Source organism: Streptomyces sp. JW3 (assembly GCF_052216785.1).
In the GTDB taxonomy this organism is placed as follows: Bacteria; Actinomycetota; Actinomycetes; order Streptomycetales; family Streptomycetaceae; genus Streptomyces.
Genome location: NZ_JBQOUX010000028.1, coordinates 11,587 through 30,700 on the forward strand (window position 1 = coordinate 11,587; position 19,114 = coordinate 30,700).

General features: G+C 72.9%; 15 protein-coding genes. 8 read left to right on the plus strand and 7 right to left on the minus strand.

Annotated elements, in window-relative coordinates; all coding sequences use genetic code 11:
• Window positions 1-237: 237 nt before the first annotated feature.
• Window positions 238-927, plus strand: coding sequence for an NUDIX hydrolase (locus ACTT8P_RS14280; protein WP_442831997.1), 690 nt, complete (start codon window positions 238-240; stop codon window positions 925-927).
• A gap of 97 nt (window positions 928-1,024) precedes the next feature.
• Window positions 1,025-2,227: a MarP family serine protease gene (locus tag ACTT8P_RS14285; protein ID WP_442831998.1), complete on the plus strand. Its 1,203-nt coding sequence runs from the start codon at window positions 1,025-1,027 to the stop codon at window positions 2,225-2,227.
• Between the two features lie 78 nt (window positions 2,228-2,305).
• Here ACTT8P_RS14285 and ACTT8P_RS14290 read toward each other — a convergent pair whose 3' ends face one another.
• The 6 genes from ACTT8P_RS14290 to ACTT8P_RS14315 all read right to left on the minus strand — a co-directional run bounded on the left by ACTT8P_RS14290 (window position 2,306) and on the right by ACTT8P_RS14315 (window position 10,525).
• Complete coding sequence (locus tag ACTT8P_RS14290; protein ID WP_361163661.1) at window positions 2,306-2,488, minus strand: hypothetical protein; 183 nt, start codon at window positions 2,486-2,488, stop codon at window positions 2,306-2,308.
• 85 nt (window positions 2,489-2,573) lie between these two features.
• Window positions 2,574-3,521 (minus strand): alpha/beta fold hydrolase, encoded by a 948-nt coding sequence (locus ACTT8P_RS14295; protein ID WP_442831999.1) that lies wholly within the window; start codon window positions 3,519-3,521, stop codon window positions 2,574-2,576.
• A complete protein-coding gene (locus tag ACTT8P_RS14300; RefSeq protein ID WP_442832000.1) occupies window positions 3,518-4,006 on the minus strand; it encodes a phage holin family protein in 489 nt (162 codons plus the stop codon). The genes ACTT8P_RS14295 and ACTT8P_RS14300 overlap by 4 nt, the downstream gene beginning before the upstream one ends.
• Window positions 4,007-4,110: 104 nt before the next feature.
• Window positions 4,111-5,538, minus strand: a complete 1,428-nt coding sequence (gene nhaA / locus ACTT8P_RS14305; protein ID WP_442832001.1) for a Na+/H+ antiporter NhaA — start codon at window positions 5,536-5,538, stop codon at window positions 4,111-4,113.
• A gap of 191 nt (window positions 5,539-5,729) precedes the next feature.
• Window positions 5,730-7,685, minus strand: coding sequence for an acetate--CoA ligase (gene acs / locus ACTT8P_RS14310; protein ID WP_442832002.1), 1,956 nt, complete (start codon window positions 7,683-7,685; stop codon window positions 5,730-5,732).
• Between the two features lie 494 nt (window positions 7,686-8,179).
• Entirely contained in the window at window positions 8,180-10,525 is a 2,346-nt protein-coding gene (locus tag ACTT8P_RS14315) for a bifunctional SulP family inorganic anion transporter/carbonic anhydrase (protein ID WP_442832003.1), read from the minus strand.
• Window positions 10,526-10,873: 348 nt separating this feature from the next.
• Here ACTT8P_RS14315 and ACTT8P_RS14320 point away from each other — a divergent pair, with 348 nt between their 5' ends.
• Both ACTT8P_RS14320 and ACTT8P_RS14325 read left to right on the plus strand, forming a co-directional pair.
• The gene (locus ACTT8P_RS14320) at window positions 10,874-12,136 is read left to right on the plus strand and encodes a polysaccharide deacetylase family protein (RefSeq protein WP_442832004.1); all 1,263 of its coding nucleotides are present in this window, start codon (window positions 10,874-10,876) and stop codon (window positions 12,134-12,136) included.
• Between the two features lie 147 nt (window positions 12,137-12,283).
• On the plus strand, window positions 12,284-13,114 hold the full coding sequence (locus ACTT8P_RS14325; RefSeq protein ID WP_442832005.1) for an oxidoreductase: 831 nt from the start codon (window positions 12,284-12,286) through the stop codon (window positions 13,112-13,114).
• 370 nt (window positions 13,115-13,484) lie between these two features.
• Here ACTT8P_RS14325 and ACTT8P_RS14330 read toward each other — a convergent pair whose 3' ends face one another.
• Complete coding sequence (locus ACTT8P_RS14330; RefSeq protein WP_442832006.1) at window positions 13,485-14,354, minus strand: HAD family hydrolase; 870 nt, start codon at window positions 14,352-14,354, stop codon at window positions 13,485-13,487.
• Between the two features lie 611 nt (window positions 14,355-14,965).
• Between ACTT8P_RS14330 and ssd the strand changes: the two genes are divergently transcribed.
• Genes ssd through ACTT8P_RS14350 form a run of 4 tightly spaced genes read left to right on the plus strand, consistent with a single transcriptional unit; the run spans window position 14,966 to window position 19,059 of the window.
• Complete coding sequence (ssd, locus tag ACTT8P_RS14335) at window positions 14,966-16,069, plus strand: septum site-determining protein Ssd (protein WP_442832007.1); 1,104 nt, start codon at window positions 14,966-14,968, stop codon at window positions 16,067-16,069.
• The gene (locus ACTT8P_RS14340) at window positions 16,066-17,364 is read left to right on the plus strand and encodes a TadA family conjugal transfer-associated ATPase (RefSeq protein ID WP_442832008.1); all 1,299 of its coding nucleotides are present in this window, start codon (window positions 16,066-16,068) and stop codon (window positions 17,362-17,364) included. Before ssd ends, ACTT8P_RS14340 begins: the two co-directional genes overlap by 4 nt.
• Window positions 17,348-18,241 carry a type II secretion system F family protein gene (locus ACTT8P_RS14345; protein WP_442832034.1) on the plus strand — a complete coding sequence of 298 codons (894 nt, stop codon included), beginning with the start codon at window positions 17,348-17,350 and terminating at the stop codon, window positions 18,239-18,241. The genes ACTT8P_RS14340 and ACTT8P_RS14345 overlap by 17 nt, the downstream gene beginning before the upstream one ends.
• Window positions 18,238-19,059, plus strand: a complete 822-nt coding sequence (locus ACTT8P_RS14350) for a type II secretion system F family protein (protein WP_442832009.1) — start codon at window positions 18,238-18,240, stop codon at window positions 19,057-19,059. The genes ACTT8P_RS14345 and ACTT8P_RS14350 overlap by 4 nt, the downstream gene beginning before the upstream one ends.
• Window positions 19,060-19,114 lie beyond the last annotated feature (55 nt).

A 19,114-nucleotide genomic window follows, 5' to 3' on the forward strand; every position in this document is an offset into this window, starting at 1 on the left:
GTATGCCGGGGGCCGGTCCGCAGGGCGATCCACGTATGCCGGGGGCCGGTCCGCAGGGCGATCCACGTATGCCGGGGGCCGGTCCGCAGGGCGATCCACGTATGCCGGGGACCGGTCCGCAGGGCGATCCACGTATGCCGGGGGCCGGTCCGCGGAGCGATCCACGCATGCCGGAGGCCGGTCCGCGGAACGATCTAGGGGATGCCGGGCGTTGGACACGACAGAACGGGGGTGGCGATGACGCGTGCGAGCGACATGCGGGAGGTCGCGCTCGACCGGTCGGGCCTGCCCGGCTGGCTGGAGCCGATGGCGCGGGCGGTGGACACGGTGCGGCCCACCGAGCTGAGCCGTTTCCTGCCCCCCGAGGACGGCGGCGGCCGGCAGTCGGCCGTCCTGGTCCTCTTCGGCGAGGGCGAGCGCGGCCCCGAGCTGCTGCTGATGGAGCGGGCCGGTTCGCTGCGCTCGCACGCCGGGCAGCCGGCCTTCCCGGGCGGCGCGCTCGACCCCGAGGACGGCGATCCGCTGGGCGACGGTCCGCTGCGCGCCGCCCTGCGCGAGGCCGAGGAGGAGACCGGCCTCGACCCGGCCGGCGTACGGCTGTTCGGGGTGCTGCCCAAGCTCTACATCCCCGTCAGCCAGTTCGTCGTCACGCCCGTACTGGCCTGGTGGCGCGAGCCCAGCCCGGTCGGGGTGGTCGACCCCGGCGAGACCGCCCGCGTGTTCACGGTCCCGGTGGCGGATCTCACCGACCCCGCCAACCGGGCCACCACCGTCCACCCCAGCGGCCATCGGGGCCCGGCGTTCCTGGTCGAATCGGCCCTGGTGTGGGGCTTCACGGCCGGCATCATCGACCGGCTGCTGCACTTCGCGGGCTGGGAGCGGCCCTGGGACCGCACCCGGCAGGTGCCGCTGGACTGGCGCGCATGACAGGGTGGTCGCCGTGCCGTGATCACCTGGGGGGCATGCCGCCCGGGGGCTGCGGCCGGGCTGCGGCGGGTGGAACGACGAGGCGAGGCTAGAAGCGGTGAACGTGCTGGACATCCTGTTGCTGGTCGCCGCTGTCTGGTTCGCGATCGTCGGCTACCGGCAGGGCTTCGTCGTCGGCATCCTGTCGGTGATCGGTTTCCTCGGCGGCGGACTCGTCGCCGTGTACCTGCTGCCCGTCGTCTGGGACGCTATGACCGGCAACGCGGAGGTCAACACGACCGCCGCGGTCGTCGCGGTCGTCATCGTCATCGTCTGCGCCTCCGTCGGCCAGGCCCTGACCACCCACCTCGGCAGCAAGCTGCGCCGGCACATCACCTGGTCGCCGGCCCGCGCCCTGGACGCCACCGGCGGCGCCCTGGTCAACGTGCTGGCCATGCTGCTGGTCGCCTGGCTGATCGGCTCGGCCATCGCCGGCACCACGCTGCCCACGCTGGGCAAGGCGGTCCGCGACTCCAAGGTGCTCAGCGGGGTCGCCGCCGCGCTGCCCACCGACCAGACCACCAACTGGTTCGCGGACTTCTCCAAGGTCCTCGCGCAGAACGGCTTCCCGCAGGTCTTCAGCCCGTTCTCGAACGAGCCGATCGCCGATGTCGACCCGCCCGACCCGGCGCTCGCCAGGAGCGCGGTCGCGGTGCGCGCCCAGCGCTCCATCGTCAAGGTGATGGGGACGGCGCCCAGTTGCGGCAAGGTCCTGGAGGGCACCGGCTTCGTCTTCGGCGAGCGCCGCGTGATGACCAACGCGCACGTGGTCGGCGGCGTCGACGAGCCCACCGTCCAGATAGGCGGCGAGGGCCGCAAGTACGACGCGACGGTCGTCCTCTACGACTGGCAGCGCGACATCGCCGTACTCGACGTACCGGACCTGCGGGCACCGGTGCTGCGGTTCGCCGAGCAGGACGCGAACATCAGCGACGGCGCCATCGTGGCCGGCTTCCCGGAGAACGGCTCGTACGACGTCCGGGCGGCCCGGCTGCGCGGGCGCATCACGGCCACCGGCGCGGACATCTACCACCGCGGCACCGTCCGCCGCGACGTCTACTCGCTGTACGCGACCGTCCGTCAGGGCAACTCGGGCGGACCGCTGCTCACCACCGACGGCGAGGTCTACGGCGTGGTGTTCGCCAAGTCCCTCGACGACCCGCAGACCGGTTACGCGCTGACCGCCGACGAGATCGAGGACGACATCGCCCGCGGCCGGACCGCCAGCCAGCAGGTGGACAGCGACAGCTGCGCACTGTGAGGGCGGCGGGCCGGGCGGGGCCGGTGGCGCGGCGGGCCGGCCGACCGGCGCCCGCGGCGGCGGCGCGGTGGCGCCGGCTCAGCCGCGTGGGTGACGCAGACGTACGGAGACCCAGCGGGCGCGGCGGCGCAGGATGCGCGGGATGCCCACCCGGAGATCGGTGGCCGCCAGTTGCGGCGCCCCGCCTCGCTGGTGGGGACTCATACCGCCCGGGGAGCGGCGAGTGCGTGCTGCGTCACTGTAGTCGTGCGTCCAGCCCATACCCCGACGTCTGCCCCTGCCCCAAGGTCGATAACCGCTCCCGAGGCCCCCAATTGGCCTATGCGCCAGGCATGTGGCCGCTCGGTCACCGATCGGGTTCCGGGTCCTTCAGCCAATTGATCAGTTCGGTGGAGAAAGTGACCGGGTCTTCCTCGTGGGGGAAGTGGCCGAGCCCGTCGAACAGCCGCCAGCGGTAGGGAGCTTCGACGTACTCGCCGCTGCCGGCCGCGCTGCGGGTACGGGTCACCGGGTCGAGCGAGCCGTGCAGATGCAGCGTCGGCACCCGCACCGGCCGCTTCATCCGCCGGTTGAACTGGATGCCGTCGGGCCGGGCCAGGGAGCGCACCATCCAGCGGTACGGCTCGATCGAGCAGTGCGCCGTGGACGGGATGCACATGGCGCGGCGGTAGACCTCCACCGCGTCGTCCTCGGGCGGCCGGGGCCCGGACCACTCGCGGATCAGCTTCCCCACCAGCGCGCCGTCGTCGGCGGTCAGCTGCCGCTCCGGCACCCAGGGCCGCTGGAACCCCCAGATGTAGGAGTTGGCGCGGGTCTGCCGGGAGTCCCGCAGCATGGCCGAGCGCCAGCGGCGCGGGTGCGGCATCGAGGACACCGCGAGCCGCCGGACCAGCTTGGGACGCATCGCGGCGGCCGTCCATGCCAGATAGCCGCCCAGATCGTGGCCGACCAGCGCGGCGTCCGGCTCGCCGAGCGAGCGGATCACGCCGGTGATGTCCAGGGCGAGCCCGGCCGGATCGTAGCCGCGCGGGGTGCGGTCGCTGCCGCCGACGCCGCGCAGGTCCATGGCGACCGCGCGGAACCCCGCGTCGGCGAGCGCGCCGAGCTGGTGCCGCCAGGTCCACCAGAACTGCGGGAAGCCGTGCAGCAGCAGTACCAGCGGTCCGTCACCCAGCTCGGCGATGTGGAAGCGGGCGCCGTTGGCGGCGACGTCCCGGTGCAGCACCTGATGCCCGGGCAGGTCGAGCAGTACGGGCGAGGCGGGTTGCGCCGGGGGTGTGGCGGGATCCGTCATGAGGACGAGCGTGCCACAGCCTCGATGGCTTCGGGGGACCGGTCCTTGGCCAGCTCGGGACGCGGGTGCGGCTTGGCGTTCTGGAGCACGCCCGCCGACTGCTTCACGGAGGCGGCGACCTTCTGCGGGCCCTTGCCCTTCTTGGCCTTCTTGGCGAAGACCACGCCGATCAGCGCGAGGACGACGGCGACCAGCACGTTGGCCGCGAAGGAGAGCAGGAAGCAGAGCGCCAGGTTCCAGTGGCTCCAGGTGCGGATGCCGTACGCCAGGGCGAAGTTCAGCATCGGGAGCGAGAACACCAGCAGGGCGCCCGCCAGCGAGAACGCGCCCCCGCTGGTGGCCCCCTTCTTGACGTCCTGCTTGAGCTGCGCCTTGGCCAGCGCGATCTCGTCGTGCACGAGCGCCGACAGGTCGGTGGTCGCCGAGGCGAACAGCTGGCCGATGCTGCGTTCGGTACCGACCGGGCTGCCGTCGGGTGCGCTCATCGCGGTCTCCCTCTACTTCTGCTTCGCTGCGGACTTCGCTGCCGAACTCGTCTGCGTACGGTTCCGTCTTTTGTACCGTCTCGCTTTTGTGCCGTCTCGTCAGATCATGCCGGACGGTCGCCCTGCTCGCCTGCCCCGCCCGTCACTTCGGCAAGCCGCGTGGCCTCCCGCTCCCGGGCGATCCGCTGGGCGATCCGGCGGTGTTCGGCGGCCTTGTGCTCGTAACGGGCGGCCATCCGCAGGTGGTACGCCGGGTCGTCCTGCTCGTAGACGTCGGGTACGCCGCTCTCGTCCTCGTCGCGCTCCTCCGCCTCGTACAGCGTCCGGTACTTGGCGTTGCGGATCCGCAGCAGCACCGTGGCCAGCAGGGCCGCGATGACCGAGCCGGTCAGTACGGCGGCCTTGACCTCGCCGGTCAGTACGGTGTCGCCCTCGAAGGCCAGCTCGCCGATGAGCAGGGAGACGGTGAAGCCGATGCCGGCCAGGGTGGCCACCGCGAACACGTCCGCCCACGCCAGGTCGTCGCTGAGCGAGGCCCGGGTGAAGCGGGCGGTGAGCCAGGTGCCGCCGAAGATGCCGAGCGTCTTGCCGACGACGAGACCGAGCACGACACCGAGCGTCTCCGGCCTGCTGAACACGTCGCCAAGGGCCCCGCCCGAGAGGGAGACACCTGCGCTGAACAGCGCGAACACCGGCACCGCCAGCCCCGCCGACAGCGGCCGTACGAGGTGTTCGACGCGCTCGCCCGGGGAGCGCTCCTCGCCCTCTTGGCGGTGGCAGCGCAGCATCAGGCCCATCGCGACGCCGGCGATGGTGGCGTGGATGCCGCTGTTGTACATCAGCGCCCAGATGACGAGGCCGAGCGGGACGTACACGTACCAGCCGCGTACGCCCTTGCGGAGCAGGAACCAGAAGACGGCGAGGCCGACGACCGCGCCGCCGAGGGCGGCGAAGTTCAGGGAGTCGGTGAAGAAGACCGCGATGATCAGGATGGCGAACAGGTCGTCGACGACGGCGAGGGTGAGCAGGAAGGCGCGCAGCGCGCTGGGCAGCGAGGTGCCGATGACGGCGAGCACGGCCAGTGCGAAGGCGATGTCGGTGGCGGTGGGCACCGCCCAGCCGGCCAGCGAGCCGCCGCCGGCCGTGTTGGTGAGGGTGTAGACCAGCGCGGGGGCGGCCATGCCGCACAGCGCGGCCACCACCGGCAGCGCGGCGGCCTTCGGGTCCTTCAGGTCTCCGGCGACCAGCTCGCGCTTCAGCTCGATGCCGGCGACGAAGAAGAAGACGGCCAGCAGTCCGTCGGCGGCCCAGTGCGCGATCGACAGGTCCAGGCCGAGGGCGGTGGGGCCGAGGTGGAAGTGGCTGACGCTCTCGTAGCTGTGGCCGAAGGCCGGTACGTTCGCCCAGATCAGCGCCGTGATCGCGGCGACCAGCAGCAGGACTCCGCCGACGGTCTCGGTGCGCAGCGCGTCCGCGAGGTAGGTCCGCTCCGGGAAGGAGAGCCGGCCGAGAAGCTTGCGGGGCGTGGACACAGTGAGGGGCCTTCCGGTCGGTGAACAAGTCGGTGAGCAGCACGAATCGTGTGCCGACCAGACTTCCCGGCGCCCCATTTGGATCTTGTGTGGTTGTTGGCCTGTGCGGTTGTTGATCTTGTGTGGTTCTTGACCTTCTTCTTACCTTACCGGTGGGGGCGCCCGGTGCGCGCCGGGCGCCCCCAGCGTGCTCAGTCCTCGCTCGGCGCGGCCGGCAGCTTGGTCTGGATCAGGTCCATGACCGTGGAGTCGGTGAGCGTGGTCACGTCACCGAGCTGCCGGTTCTCCGCCACGTCGCGCAGCAGCCGGCGCATGATCTTGCCGGACCGGGTCTTGGGCAGCTCGGCCACCGGCAGGATCCGCTTGGGCTTGGCGATCGGGCCGAGCGTGGCACCGACGTGGTCGCGGAGCTGTCCGACCAGTTCCGCCGTCTCCGCCGCCGTGCCGCGCAGGATGACGAAGGCGACGATGGCCTGGCCGGTGGTCTCGTCGGCGGCGCCCACCACGGCCGCCTCGGCGACCGAGGGGTGGGAGACGAGGGCGGACTCGACCTCGGTGGTGGAGATGTTGTGCCCGGAGACCAGCATCACGTCGTCGACCCGGCCGAGCAGCCAGATGTCGCCGTCGTCGTCCTTCTTGGCGCCGTCCCCGGCGAAGTACTTGCCCTCGAACCGGGACCAGTACGTGTCCAGGAAGCGCTGGTCGTCGCCCCAGATGGTGCGCAGCATCGACGGCCACGGCTCGGTGAGGACCAGGTAACCGCCGCCGCCGTTCGGCACCTCGTTCGCCTCGTCGTCGACGACGGTCGCGCAGATGCCGGGCAGCGCGCGCTGGGCGGAGCCGGGCTTGGCCTCGGTGACGCCCGGCAGCGGGGAGATCATCATCGCGCCGGTCTCGGTCTGCCACCAGGTGTCGACGACGGGGGTGGTGTCCGCGCCGATGTTCTTGCGGTACCAGACCCACGCCTCGGGGTTGATCGGCTCGCCGACCGAGCCCAGCACCCGCAGGCTGCTCAGGTCGAACTTGGCGGGGATGTCGTCGCCCCACTTCATGAACGTCCGGATCGCGGTGGGCGCGGTGTAGAGGATCGTCACGCCGTACTTCTGCACGATCTCCCAGAACCGGCCCTGGTGCGGGGTGTCCGGCGTGCCCTCGTACATGACCTGGGTGGCGCCGTTGGCGAGTGGCCCGTAGACGATGTACGAGTGCCCGGTGACCCAGCCGACGTCGGCGGTGCACCAGTAGACGTCGGTCTCCGGCTTGAGGTCGAAGACCGCCCAGTGGGTGTACGCCGTCTGGGTCAGATAGCCGCCGGAGGTGTGCAGGATGCCCTTGGGCTTCCCCGTCGTACCGGACGTGTACAGGATGAACAGCGGGTGCTCGGCGTCGAACGCCTCCGGCGTGTGCTCGGCGGACTGCCGGTCGACGGTCTCGTGCCACCACTTGTCGCGCGCGTCGTGCCAGGCGACGTCCTGGCCGGTGCGGCGGACGACGAGGACGTGCTCCACGTTCCCGGCGCGCTCGACGGCCTCGTCGACGGCGGGCTTGAGCGCGGAGGGCTTGCCGCGCCGGTAGCCGCCGTCGGAGGTGATGACCACGCGCGCGTCGGCGTCCTGGATGCGGGTGGCGAGCGCGTCCGCCGAGAAGCCGCCGAAGACCACCGAGTGGGCGGCGCCGATCCGGGCGCAGGCCAGCATCGCGATCGCCGTCTCGGGGATCATCGGCATGTAGACGGCGACCCGGTCGCCCTTCCGCACGCCCAGCTCCAGCAGGGCGTTGGCGGCCTTGGAGACCTCGTCCTTCAGCTCGGCGTAGGTGATCGCGCGGCTGTCGCCGGGCTCGCCCTCGAAGTGGATGGCGACCCGGTCGCCGTGCCCGGCCTCCACGTGCCGGTCCACGCAGTTGTACGCGACGTTCAGCTCGCCGTCCTTGAACCACTTGGCGAACGGCGGGTTCGACCAGTCCAGCGTCTCGGTCGGCTCCTTCGCCCAGCTCAGCCGGCGGGCCTGCGCGGCCCAGAAGCCGAGCCGGTCAGCCTTGGCCTGGTCGTACGCCTGCGCCGTGACGTTGGCGTGCGCGGCCAGGTCGGCGGGCGGCGCGAACCTGCGCTCTTCGCGCAGCAGGTTGGCCAAGGAGTCATTGCTCACGACATCTCCCTTTCCCAGGGTTGTCCGTTGTGTCCCAGGCCACAGCTCATCAGACCGTACGGTCCGGTGACAAGGGTCGACGGACAATTGGTGTAGACCTGTTGGGACCGTTGGCCCTGTTGGGCCGGTTGACCTCCGTGGGGGCGGCTGACCCCGTGGGGGTGACCCCGTGGGCTGGCCGGCCCCGTGGGGCCCGGTCGGCCCGTGAGGCGGCTGGTCCCGTAGGGCTGGCTGGCCCGTGGGGCCCGGTCGACCCCGTGAGGGTGGCTGGCCCCGTGGGGCTGGCCGGTCCCTGGGGTCCGGTGGGCCCCGTTGGACCTGCCGGCCCGTTGGGACTGCCGGCCCGTTGGACCTGCCGATCCCGTTGGGGCTGCCGCCGGAGCGGGTCTCGCTCCGGCGGTCGGCGGTCCGGCGGCACCGGGGTCGTCCCTGTTCACGGACGCGGGGCGGCCGAAGTTCAGCCTTTCCCGCTTTCCACAGGTCACACCGGCCGGTCAGACGGGCTGGTCGTCCGCTTCCCGGACGAGCTCGAAGACCGGCCGGCCCTCGCGCTCGGTGAGCAGGTACGACTGGGCCTCGCCCACGTGGAAGTACATGCCGTGCAGTTCCAGCGTGCCCTCCCGCAGGGCGCGGGCGACCGAGTCGTGGGCCCGCAGATGGGTCAGTTGCTGGACCACGTTGGTCAGTCCGAGCCGCTCGACCGCGTCGGCGGGCCGGCGTCCGGCCAGCGGCGCCCAGTCGCCGTCGTCGTCGGTCATCCGCTCCAGACTCGGCCGGCCGTGCCGCAGCCAGCGCTTCAGCGGGGTGTGCGCGCCCTTGGGTTCGCTGCTGAGCAGGGCCTGCATCGCGCCGCACCCGGAGTGCCCGCACACCGTGATGGACCGCACCCTCAGTACGTCCACCGCGTACTCGATCGCGGCGGCCACCGAGTCGTCGCCGCTCTCCGCGCCGGGCAGCGGCACCAGGTTGCCCACGTTGCGGACCACGAAGAGGTCACCGGGGCCGCTGGAGGTAATCATCGAGGTGACCAGCCGGGAGTCGGCGCAGGTCAGGAAGAGTTGCGAGGGCTGCTGTCCTTCGCGGGCCAGCCGGGCCAGCTCGCCGCGGACCAGGGGGGCCGTGTTCCGCTGGAAGGCGTTGATGCCGCGGGCCAGATCGCGTCCGCTCTCCCGCCCGTCCGGCTGCCCGGCGCGCTCCGGCAGGTCGCCGGAGAGGGACGCGGGCCGCGGCCGGTCGCACTGGTGGTTGCGCCAGGCTGTCCAGGGGCGGCAGCGGCAGTTCTCCGACTCCGGCTCGGAGATGCGGGTGCCGGGCCGGCGGCCGGTGATGTCGATGGAGCCGCCCCGCGCGGTGTGCGTCTTCTGCCAGTCCTGGAGCGTCTCGTAGGCGGCGTGGTCCATGAACGAGCCGTCCAGCTCCACCACGACGTCCACCCCTTGCGGGACGAGGTGCAGGGCGCGGCTGAGCCGGGGCACCGCCAGGAAGGTCAACTGGCCGCGAACATGGACGTGATGGACTCCTTCTCTCTCGTCGTGGGTGATGCGGGTGCGGGTCAGGCGGTGCAGGGCGACACCGACCGCGACGGCGATGCCCAGCGCGACGCCCTCCAGGACGCCGAAGAACACCACGCCGGCGGTGGTGACCGCGTAGACCAGCACCTCACGGTGGCGGGTGACCGTGCGGATGTGGTTCAGCGACACCATCTGGATGCCGACGGCCATGACCAGGGCGGCGAGCGCGGCGAGCGGGATCAGCTCCAGGACCGGGACCAGCAGCAGCGCGGCGATCACTACGAGAACGCCGTGCAGCATCGTGGAGTTCCGGCTCACCGCACCCGCGTTGACGTTCGCCGTGCTGCGGACGGCGACGCCGGCGATGGGCAGTCCGCCGAGTGCGCCGGAGACGATGTTGGACGCGCCCTGGCCGAGCAGTTCGCGGTCGAGGTGGGAGCGTCCGACCCGGCCGGTCAGGTCCTCCCGGGCGGCGACCAGCTTGTCCACGGCGACCGCGCCGAGCAGCGACTGCACGCTGCACACCAGGGTGATGGTGAGGACGGCGGCGACCAGGCCGAGCACCGGGCCGTCGGGCAGCGCGGCCAGCGCGTGGCTGTTCCAGGACGGCAGGTCGACCATGGGCAGTCGGAGCCCGACGAGGGCGGCGACGGCGCTGGCCCCGGCGACGGCGACGAGCGCGGCCGGGACGGTGCGCAGCACCTTGCCGACCCGGCCTGGAATCCGGGGCCACATGAGCAGCAGGGCGAGGGTCAGCGCGCTCACCGACACGTCGGCGGCGTGCAGACCGGCCAACTGGGCGGGCAGCGCCTTCAGGTTGTCGGGGACGGAGCTCTGCGGGGTGCCGCCCAGGACGATGTGCAGCTGGGCGACGGCGATGGTGACGCCGATGCCGGCCAGCATGCCGTGCACGATGGCGGGGCTGACGGCGAGCGCGGTGCGGGCCACCCGCAGGCAGCCGAGGCCGAGTTGGGCGAGCCCGGCGAGGACGGTGATGGCGCAGGTCGTGCGCCATCCGTACTGCTGGATGAGGTCGGCGGTGACCACCGTCAGGCCGGCGGCCGGGCCGCTGACCTGGAGCGGGCAGCCGCCCAGCCAGCCGCCGACGACGCCGCCCACCGCGGCGGCGACGAGGCCGGCCTGGAGCGGGGCGCCGGTGGCGAGGGCGATGCCCAGGGACAGCGGCAGGGCGATCAGGAAGACCGCGATCGAGGCCGACACGTCGGCGCCGGCGATACGGAAGCGGCGCGGGCCCTTCGGCGGGCTGTGCGGCGGATGAACGTGCTTGGGACTGGCCGAGTCGGCACGGGTGGGAACGCAGGCTGACATGTTTTCCCGTCTCCTCCGGGGCTGCGCGGTCGCGTGGCATGGGGGGTCCCGCTCGGGGCGGGGTCGGTCGCGGCCGTGGGTCACGGCGTACAGCGGCGGGATGCCTCAGCGCCGAAATGCTCGCGCCGAGTAAATGGATCGTAATGCAAAGTAAAGGCCAGGAATAGTTTTTACCCTCATATGGAGTAATGAACCGCTCGTAGGGGTGAATGGAGCATTTGATCGGCTTGTCGTATTAATTCTTTCTCGATTCCGTGCGAGCTTGACCGCGCTGACGGCTCGGCCCGGCACAGCACCCGACATCGCCGTCATCGGCGTTGGCCCGAGAGAAGGAAGAAGGTGGGCGGAATGGCCGCCACCCACAGGATCGCCGCGGGCACCGTGATCGCCGCGGTCTGCGCCGCGTCGCTCGCCGGCTGCGGCACCGACGACGCCGGTGGAGGCGCGCACGGCCCCAAGGCCAAGCAGGCTCCGGCTCCGAAGAACGCGGTCCGGCTGATCGGCGACGGCTCCACCGCCTACACCGGTGCGCAGCCGCGCCTGCCCAGACCCGAGCGGCTCGAGCCCGGCCAGAAACCGCCCCAGTTCGTGGTGTTCTCCTGGGACGGCGCGGGCGAGGACAGCCAGAAGCTGTTCTCCCACTTCCGCGCGGTGGCCAAGAAGAACAACGCGACGATGACGTACTTCCTCAGCGGCGTGTACCTGCTGCCGGAGGAGAAGCGGGACCAGTACCGGCCGCCGCAGCACTCGCCGGGCCGCTCCGACATCGGCTTCGGCGACGCGCAGGGCATCGCCGACACCGTCGAGCAGTTGCGGCTGGCCTGGCGGGAGGGCAACGAGATCGGCACCCACTTCAACGGTCACTTCTGCGGCGCCGACGGCGGGGTCGGCGAGTGGTCGGTCGAGGAGTGGAAGGACGAGATCCGCCAGGCGAAACGGTTCGTCAAGACCTGGAAGAGCAACACCGGGTCGGCGCAGGCCGCGCCGCTGCCCTTCGACTACGACAAGGAGCTGATCGGCGCCCGCACGCCCTGCCTGGAGGGCCAGAAGAACTTCACCAGGGCCGCCGCCGAGCTGGGCTTCCGCTACGACAGCAGCGGCGTCAACAACCAGGTCTGGCCCAAGAAGAAGAACGGCCTGTGGGACCTGTCCATGCAGCTGGTGCCCTTCCCCGGGCACTCCTACGAACAGCTCACCATGGACTACAACTTCATGGTCAACCAGTCCGGCACCACCACCCAGGGCGACCCCGCGATGCACGAGTACTGGGGCGACCAGATGCGCGACGGCCTCCTCAAGGGCTTCGAGCGTGCCTACGACGGCAACCGCGCGCCGCTGATCATCGGCAACCACTTCGAGTCCTGGAACGGCGGCACGTACATGCGCGCCGTGCAGGAGGTCGTAGAGGAGGTGTGCACCAAGAAGGACGTGCGCTGCGTCTCCTTCCGGCAGCTCGCCGACTGGCTGGACGCACAGGACCCGGGGACGCTGCGCAAGCTGCGCGACCTGGAGGTGGGCGAGGCGCCGAAGAAGGGCTGGGCGTCCTACCTGTCGGCCGCCCCGGCACCGGCCCCCAAGGGCGTACCGGGGGCTCCGGCGGAGAAGCGGTAGCCGGGGCGGGGCTCCCTGGGGCTCCCGGTGGGGAGGCTGTAGCCGTACCGTGGCCCGTGGCCCGTGGCCCGTGGCCGTGGCCGTGGCCGTAGCCGTAGCCGTCGGTGGCCGGTTCCCGGGGCACGGCGGGCGCGTAGGGTCGTACTCATGAGTACGACAGGTGCGACCGCCGAGTCCGACCCGCTGGCGGCCCTGGGCGCACTGCCCGGCGCGGCCGAGTCCGTGGAGTCCGTGCGCAAGGCCGTGGACCGGGTCTACGGCCACCGGATCATGCGACGCCGCAGCAACGAGATCACCTCCGAGGCGGCGCTGCGCGGCGCGCGCGGCTCGGCGGCGCTGTCCGGGGCCGACTGGGCCCTGGAAGAGGTGCGCCGGCGCTCCGACTTCAGCGGCGACGGCGAGGCGCGCACGGTCGGCGCGGCGCTGCGGCTGACCGCGGAGGCGGGACAACTGCTGTCCGTCTGGCGCCAGTCGCCGCTGCGGGTGCTGGCCCGGCTGCATCTGGTGGCGGCGGCCGACCAGACCGAGTACGTGGGACGCCCCCGGCAGGCGGGGGAGCCGGTCGACGAGCCGCTGGTGGAGCTGCCGCTGCCGGGTGCCGAGGAGGCGCACGGCCGGCTGGAGGGGCTCGCCGGGCTGATCGTCGCGGGCGGCTCCGCGCCGGCCCTGGTGACGGCCGCCGTGGTGCACGGCGAGCTGCTCGCGCTGCGCCCGTTCGCCTCCCGCAACGGCCTGGTCGCGCGCGCGGCCGAACGGATCGTCCTGGTCGGCAGCGGCCTGGACCCCAAGTCGGTCTGCCCCGCCGAGGTCGGGTACGCCGAGCTGGGCCGGGCGGCGTATCTGGCGGCCCTGGACGGATATGTCTCCGGAACGGCCGAGGGCGTGGCCGCCTGGATCGAGCACTGCGGCAAGGCGGTCGTGCTGGGAGCGCGGGAGTCGACGGCCGTGTGCGAGGCGCTTCAGCGCGGGGCGGCGTAAGTCGCGGCGGTACGGGATCCGTACCGCCGCTGGCACGCTCACCGGGTTACCAAGCGTCCTCGATGTGTTGCCCATCAGGTCGGGAACTTCGCCCGTCACCTGGTGCGGCTGGCCCGTAATCGACGGGTCGACGTCGCGTGGGTGCTCGGTGACCATGCTCGGTCCGTGGGGCCATATGCGTTATTAAGGTGATCCTCTCGGATGTCCTTGGTCTCGCGGGCCGTTGAGTCCTTTGTACTCCAGGCGGGGGGCAAGCGGAAGTGGTGCCCACACTTCTTTACTTTTAGGTTCAAATTAACTTTTCGTCTCAAACGAGACAGGTGGGGCGGCTGCGGCGGCCCCAGGGTTCGGGGCCCGGGTCCTGGCCGGGTCAGGCCACGGTCGCGCGGCGGCGGCTGGCGTACCAGACGAGCCCCGCCGTGGCCGCCGCGGCCCCTATCGCGGCGGCGGCGACCAGCGCCGGCCGGGGCGGTACGGAGAACCCGGGGATGCGCTGCTTGAGCCGGACCGGCCGGTGGAAGTCGAGGATCGGCCACTCGCGCGCGAGTGCCTCACGGCGCAGCGCGCGGTCCGGATTCACCGCGTGCGGATGGCCGACCGCCTCCAGCATCGGCAGGTCGGTGGCCGAGTCGCTGTAGGCGTAGCAGCGGGCCAGGTCGTACCCCTCGGAGGCGGCCAGCTCACGGATCGCCTCGGCCTTCGTCGGCCCGTACGCGTAGTACTCCACCTCGCCGGTGAAGCACCCGTCGTCGCCCACCACCATGCGGGTGGCCACCACCCGGTCGGCGCCGAGGAGCTCACCGACCGGCTCGACGACCTCGGCGCCCGACGTGGAGACGATCACGACGTCCCGGCCGGCCGTGTGGTGCTCCTCGATCAGGGAGGCGGCCTCGTCGTAGATGATCGGGTCGATCAGGTCGTGCAGCGTCCCGGCGACGAGTTCCTTGACCTGCTCGACGTTCCAGCCGCGGCAGAGCGCGGACAGGTACGCGCGCATCCGCTCCATCTGGTCGTGGTCGGCGCCGCCCGCGAGGAAGACGAACTGGGCATATGCGGTCCGCATGACAGCCCTGCGGTTGATCAGGCCGCCTTGGTAGAACGACTTGCTGAACGTCAGTGTGCTCGACTTCGCAATGACCGTCTTGTCCAGGTCAAAGAAGGCCGCCGTGCGGGCGAACGAGTGAGGTGACGAGTGGGTCGGCGAGTGGTTTTCCACGCCCCGAGCATAGGCGCACCCCATTCGGCGTATCGTGGGGCGTGTGGGTTTGCCTGAGAAGGCTCTCGGGTACACCATGGAAGTCACGGATCGTTCGCGACCGTGCTAACCCGGTCCGACTCCTCCCCCCCCGAGTCGGCCGTGGAGACGACCCCCGCTCTCCCCCCCGGCGGGGGTCGTCGCATGTCCGGATGGGTTTTCGCGCGGACCGCGGGCCCCGGACGCCGCTCTTTCCCGATCATCATCGCCTCTTCTCCGTGATCGCTCACTGTCACTGTGGGTAGCTGCCGGACTGCTCTGCGACAGTCTTGCGCAGTCGCTCGCGAAGCGCACGGGTCTCACCGGTATGGGTGACGGCGATATTCACAATCGTCGAGTTGTCCACAGTTATCGACCAAGATCCACACGATTTCCCGGATCACTGCACCGTGATTCCAACGCGTCCCGGCCGCGCCGAGTTCACGGCGGCTTCGGTTTGTCGGACGCGGGCCGCCGGTTTCCGTCGGCCACTCAAATGAAGGCCGGTCGCCGGTTCTTCACACGTTTGGGAATCGCGGGGTCCTGGCGGCCGCGCGAGACGCCTAGGGCCTTCGGGGCGCCCAGGACGTCCAGGATGACTGAGGGGGACGTACACCATGACCGGAACCGTCACGCACGATCCGCCGCCCGCCGCCGCAGGACGGCAGAGCGGACCGCTGATCGTCACCGAGGACCCCGACCTGCTCGACGACCTGCTGCGGCTGTGCGCGGCGGCGGGCGCCACCCCCGAGGTGCATCCCTCGGTGCCCGCGCGGCGGGGCGGCTGGGAGGCCGCGCCGCTCGTCCTGGTGGGCGACGACGCCGCGCACCGGCTGCGGGGAGCGCCCCGCAGACGCCAAGTGGTGCTGGTCGGCCGCGACCAGGACGACCCCGGTGTGTGGCGGCGGGCCGTCGAGATCGGCGCCGACCACGTCCTGATGCTGCCCGACGGCGAACAGTGGCTGGTCGACCGTATCGCCGACGTCGCCGAGGGCGTCGGCCGGCCCGCGCTCACCGTGGGCGTCATCGGCGGCCGGGGCGGCGCCGGAGCCTCCACCCTGGCCTGCGCGCTCGCCGTCACCGCCGCGCGGGAGGGGCTGCGCACTTTGCTGGTGGACGCCGACCCCCTGGGCGGCGGACTCGACGTGCTGCTGGGCGGCGAGACCACCGAGGGACTGCGCTGGCCCGCGTTCGCCGCCTCGCGCGGCCGGGTCGGCGGCGGCGCCCTGGAGGAGTCACTGCCCGCACTGCACTCCCTGCGAGTGCTCAGCTGGGACCGCGGCGACTGCGTCGCGGTCCCTCCCCAGGCGGTCCGCGCGGTGCTCGCCGCGGCCCGGCGCCGGGGCGGAGCGGTCGTCGTCGACCTGCCGCGCCGGATCGACGACGGGGTGGCCGAGGTCCTCGCCCAGCTCGACCTCGGGCTGCTCGTCGTCCCGGCCGAACTGCGGGCGGTCGCGGCGGCCGGCCGGATCGCCTCCGCCGTCGGCATGGTCCTGCGCGACCTGCGGGTCGCGGTGCGCGGCCCGTCCGCGCCCGGACTCGACGACCGGGAGGTGGCGCGACTGCTCGGACTGCCGCTGGCCGGCGAGGTGCCCGTGGAGCCCGGACTGCCGCGCGCCACCGAGGGCGGACAGCCACCGGGCGCCGCCGCCCGCGGACCGCTGGCCCGCTTCTGCCGGGAGTTCTGGGAGCGGGCGCTGACGGAGACGAGGACCGGATGACGGCGGCGGGCGGTCTTGGCGGAAGGGGCGGTGCAGGCGGCGGGGAACGGGAGCCTCTGGAGCCGCTCGGACGAGGGGGTGGCGCAGTGCGCGGGCGCTCCGGGCAGAGCGCCGGCGGGGGCGTGCCGGTGGGGCTGCTCGACGGGGTGCGGCGCCGGCTCGCCGAGAGCGGGGCGGAGCCGACACCCGCGCACGTGGCGCAGGCCCTGCGCGCGCAGGGGCGGGTGCTCGGTGACGCCGAGATCCTCGGTGCCGCCGAACGGCTGCGGTCCGAACTCGTCGGCAGCGGACCTCTGGAGCCGCTGCTCACCGACCCGTCGGTGACCGACGTACTGGTGTCCGCTCCGGACCGGGTCTGGGTGGACCGGGGCGGCGGACTGGAGCTGACCTCCGTGTCCTTCCCGGACGCCGGGGCGGTACGGCGGCTCGCCCAGCGGCTCGCCACCGTCGCCGGACGCCGCCTCGACGACGCCCGGCCCTGGGTGGACGCCCGGCTGCCCGACGGGACCCGGCTGCACGCGGTACTGCCCCCGGTCGCCGTCGGCTGCGCCTGCCTGTCGCTGCGGGTGGTGCGTCCGCGCGCGTTCACCCTCGACGAGCTGGTCGCCGCGGGGACGGTGCCGCCGGGCGGCGACCGGGTACTGCGGGCACTGCTGGACGCCCGGCTGTCCTTCCTGGTCAGCGGCGGTACCGGCAGCGGCAAGACGACGCTGCTGAGCGCCTTGCTCGGACTGGTCGGCAGCGGGGAGCGGATCGTGCTCGCCGAGGACTCGGCGGAACTGCGGCCGGACCATCCGCACGTCGTACGCCTGGAGGCCAGAGCGGCCAACCAGGAGGGCGCCGGCCTGGTGACGCTGGAGGACCTGGTGCGCCAGGCGCTGCGGATGCGACCGGACCGGCTGGTCGTCGGCGAGGTACGGGGACCCGAGGTGGTCGCCCTGCTGGCGGCTCTCAATACCGGACATGAGGGCGGCTGCGGCACGGTCCACGCCAACGCCGCGGCGGACGTCCCGGCCCGGCTGGAGGCGCTCGGCACGGCCGCCGGACTCGACCGGGCCGCCCTGCACAGCCAGGTGGCCGCCGCCCTGTCGGTACTGCTGCACCTCGTACGCGACCGGACCGGACGGCGGCGGATCGCGGAGGTACGAGTGCTGGAGCGGGACCCGTCGGGGCTGGTGCGGACGGTGCCGGCGCTGCGGTGGGGCGAGCGGGCGTTCGTGCGGGAGCGGGGGTGGGAGCGGCTGAGGGGGCTGCTGACGGGTGACGGGGGTGGTGCGGGTGCTGGGGGTGAGTGAGCTGTCGACCGGGGCGGCCCTGCTGTGCCTCGGGGGCGCGGTGTGGCTGGTCGGTGGGCGGCACTCCGGGGTCCGGCGGGCCCGGCTGCTGTTCGCGGGCGGCGGGGCGGTCGGGACCGGGCCACCGGGGACCGGCCGGTTGACGGCAGGCGCCGCGCGGGTGACCGAGGAGCTGCGCCGGCTCCGTGGACGGCTGCGGGCCGAGTGGTGGTCACCGGTGGCTGGGCTGGTGCTGGCGGTGCTGGGGGCGTCGGTGCTGCCGCTCGTCGTGGCGGCGGCCGGGGTTCCGGTACTGCGCCGGGCCCGACTGGCCGGACAGGCGCGACGTACCCGGGAGCGGCGGCAGGACGCGGTGATCGGGCTGTGCGCGTTCCTCGCGGGCGAGGTACGGGCGGGCCGGCAGCCGGGTGAGGCGCTGCTGTGCGCCGCCCGGGAGTCCGGCGGGCTCGGCGACGGGCAGCCGACGGTGCTGGCGGCGGCCCGGTTCGGCGGGGACGTGCCGGGCGCGCTCGCCACGGCGGCGCGGCAGCCCGGCGCCGAAGGGCTGCGAGGGCTCGCCGCCTGCTGGCGGGTCGCCGTCGACCAGGGCGCCGGCCTGGCCACCGGACTGGACCGGCTGGCGGGGGCGCTGCGCGCCGAACGGGACAGCCGGGCCGATCTGCGCGCCCAGTTGGCCGGTGCCCGCGCCACCGCCGCGATGCTGGCCGGCCTGCCGGCCCTGGGCCTGCTGTTCGGGGTGGCCCTCGGGGCCGATCCGCTGCGCGTCCTGCTGCACAGCGGGGCGGGACTGGGCTGTCTGCTGGCCGGCGGGGCGCTGGAGGGGCTCGGCATGTGGTGGGTGAGCCGGATCGTACGGCGAGCGGAGGCGGAGGCATGAACCAGAACCTTGTCCACAGCCTGGGGGTGGTCCTGGGGACACTGCTGCTCGCCGGCCGGCTGGTGCGGTGGGCGTGCGCCGCCCGGCTCGAACGGAGGGCACGGCGCCGGCTCGCCGCGCTGCTGCCGCCGCGGCTTCCGGAACTCGCGGGGTGTCCTGAGCTCCCGGCACCTGCGCGTCGGACACGCGGCGATGTACTCGCCCGGCGGTTCCGTGTCTGGCTGCCCCTGGCGGGGACAGTGGGCGCGGGGTGGGCGTTGGTCGGCGGCGTCACGGGTGTCCTGGTGGGAGCGGCCGTCGCGGCCGGGCTGCGGCAGTGGCAGCGGCGGCGGCCCGCCGAGGGGGCGGCCACCCGGCGCGGCGGCGCGGCGGCGGCCCGGCAACTGCCTTTGGCGGCGGATCTGCTGGCGGCCTGCATCGCGGCGGGGGCCGGCCCGGTGGCCGCTGCCCGGGCCGTCGGGGGCGCCCTCGGCGGACCGGTCGGCGACGCGCTGGCCCGCGGTGCGGCCGAGGTCCGGCTGGGCGGCGAACCGGGCGGTGCGTGGCGGGAGTTGGCCGCGATCCAGGGAGCGGCGCCGCTGGCGCGCCTGCTGGAACGGGCCGACGTGTCCGGACTGCCCGCGGCCGGCCCGGTCGCGCACCTCGCCGAACAGACCCGCGCGGACCGGGCCCGGACCACCACGGCACGGGCCCGACGCGCGGCCGTCGCGGTCACCGCACCGGTGGGCCTGTGCTTCCTGCCCGCGTTCATCGCGGTGGGCGTACTGCCGGTGGTGATCGGCCTGGCGGGCGGGGTGCTGGGAGGGGGTGGTGGATGAGGAGGAGATGCCACAAGAGGCACAGAAGGCAGTGAAGTGAGTGAAGGCAGCGAAG

Bases quoted from the DNA above. Each gene is read 5' to 3' on its own strand.
- ACTT8P_RS14320 (WP_442832004.1), top strand. From the start codon at position 10,874: ATGGCCGCCACCCACAGGATCGCCGCGGGCACCGTGATCGCCGCGGTC.
- ACTT8P_RS14325 (WP_442832005.1), top strand. From the start codon at position 12,284: ATGAGTACGACAGGTGCGACCGCCGAGTCCGACCCGCTGGCGGCCCTG.
- ACTT8P_RS14350 (WP_442832009.1), top strand. From the start codon at position 18,238: ATGAACCAGAACCTTGTCCACAGCCTGGGGGTGGTCCTGGGGACACTG.
- ssd (WP_442832007.1), top strand. From the start codon at position 14,966: ATGACCGGAACCGTCACGCACGATCCGCCGCCCGCCGCCGCAGGACGG.
- ACTT8P_RS14340 (WP_442832008.1), top strand. From the start codon at position 16,066: ATGACGGCGGCGGGCGGTCTTGGCGGAAGGGGCGGTGCAGGCGGCGGG.
- ACTT8P_RS14300 (WP_442832000.1), bottom strand. From the start codon at position 4,006: ATGAGCGCACCCGACGGCAGCCCGGTCGGTACCGAACGCAGCATCGGC.
- ACTT8P_RS14315 (WP_442832003.1), bottom strand. From the start codon at position 10,525: ATGTCAGCCTGCGTTCCCACCCGTGCCGACTCGGCCAGTCCCAAGCAC.
- ACTT8P_RS14330 (WP_442832006.1), bottom strand. From the start codon at position 14,354: ATGGGGTGCGCCTATGCTCGGGGCGTGGAAAACCACTCGCCGACCCAC.
- ACTT8P_RS14290 (WP_361163661.1), bottom strand. From the start codon at position 2,488: ATGGGCTGGACGCACGACTACAGTGACGCAGCACGCACTCGCCGCTCC.
- ACTT8P_RS14295 (WP_442831999.1), bottom strand. From the start codon at position 3,521: ATGACGGATCCCGCCACACCCCCGGCGCAACCCGCCTCGCCCGTACTG.
- ACTT8P_RS14280 (WP_442831997.1), top strand. From the start codon at position 238: ATGACGCGTGCGAGCGACATGCGGGAGGTCGCGCTCGACCGGTCGGGC.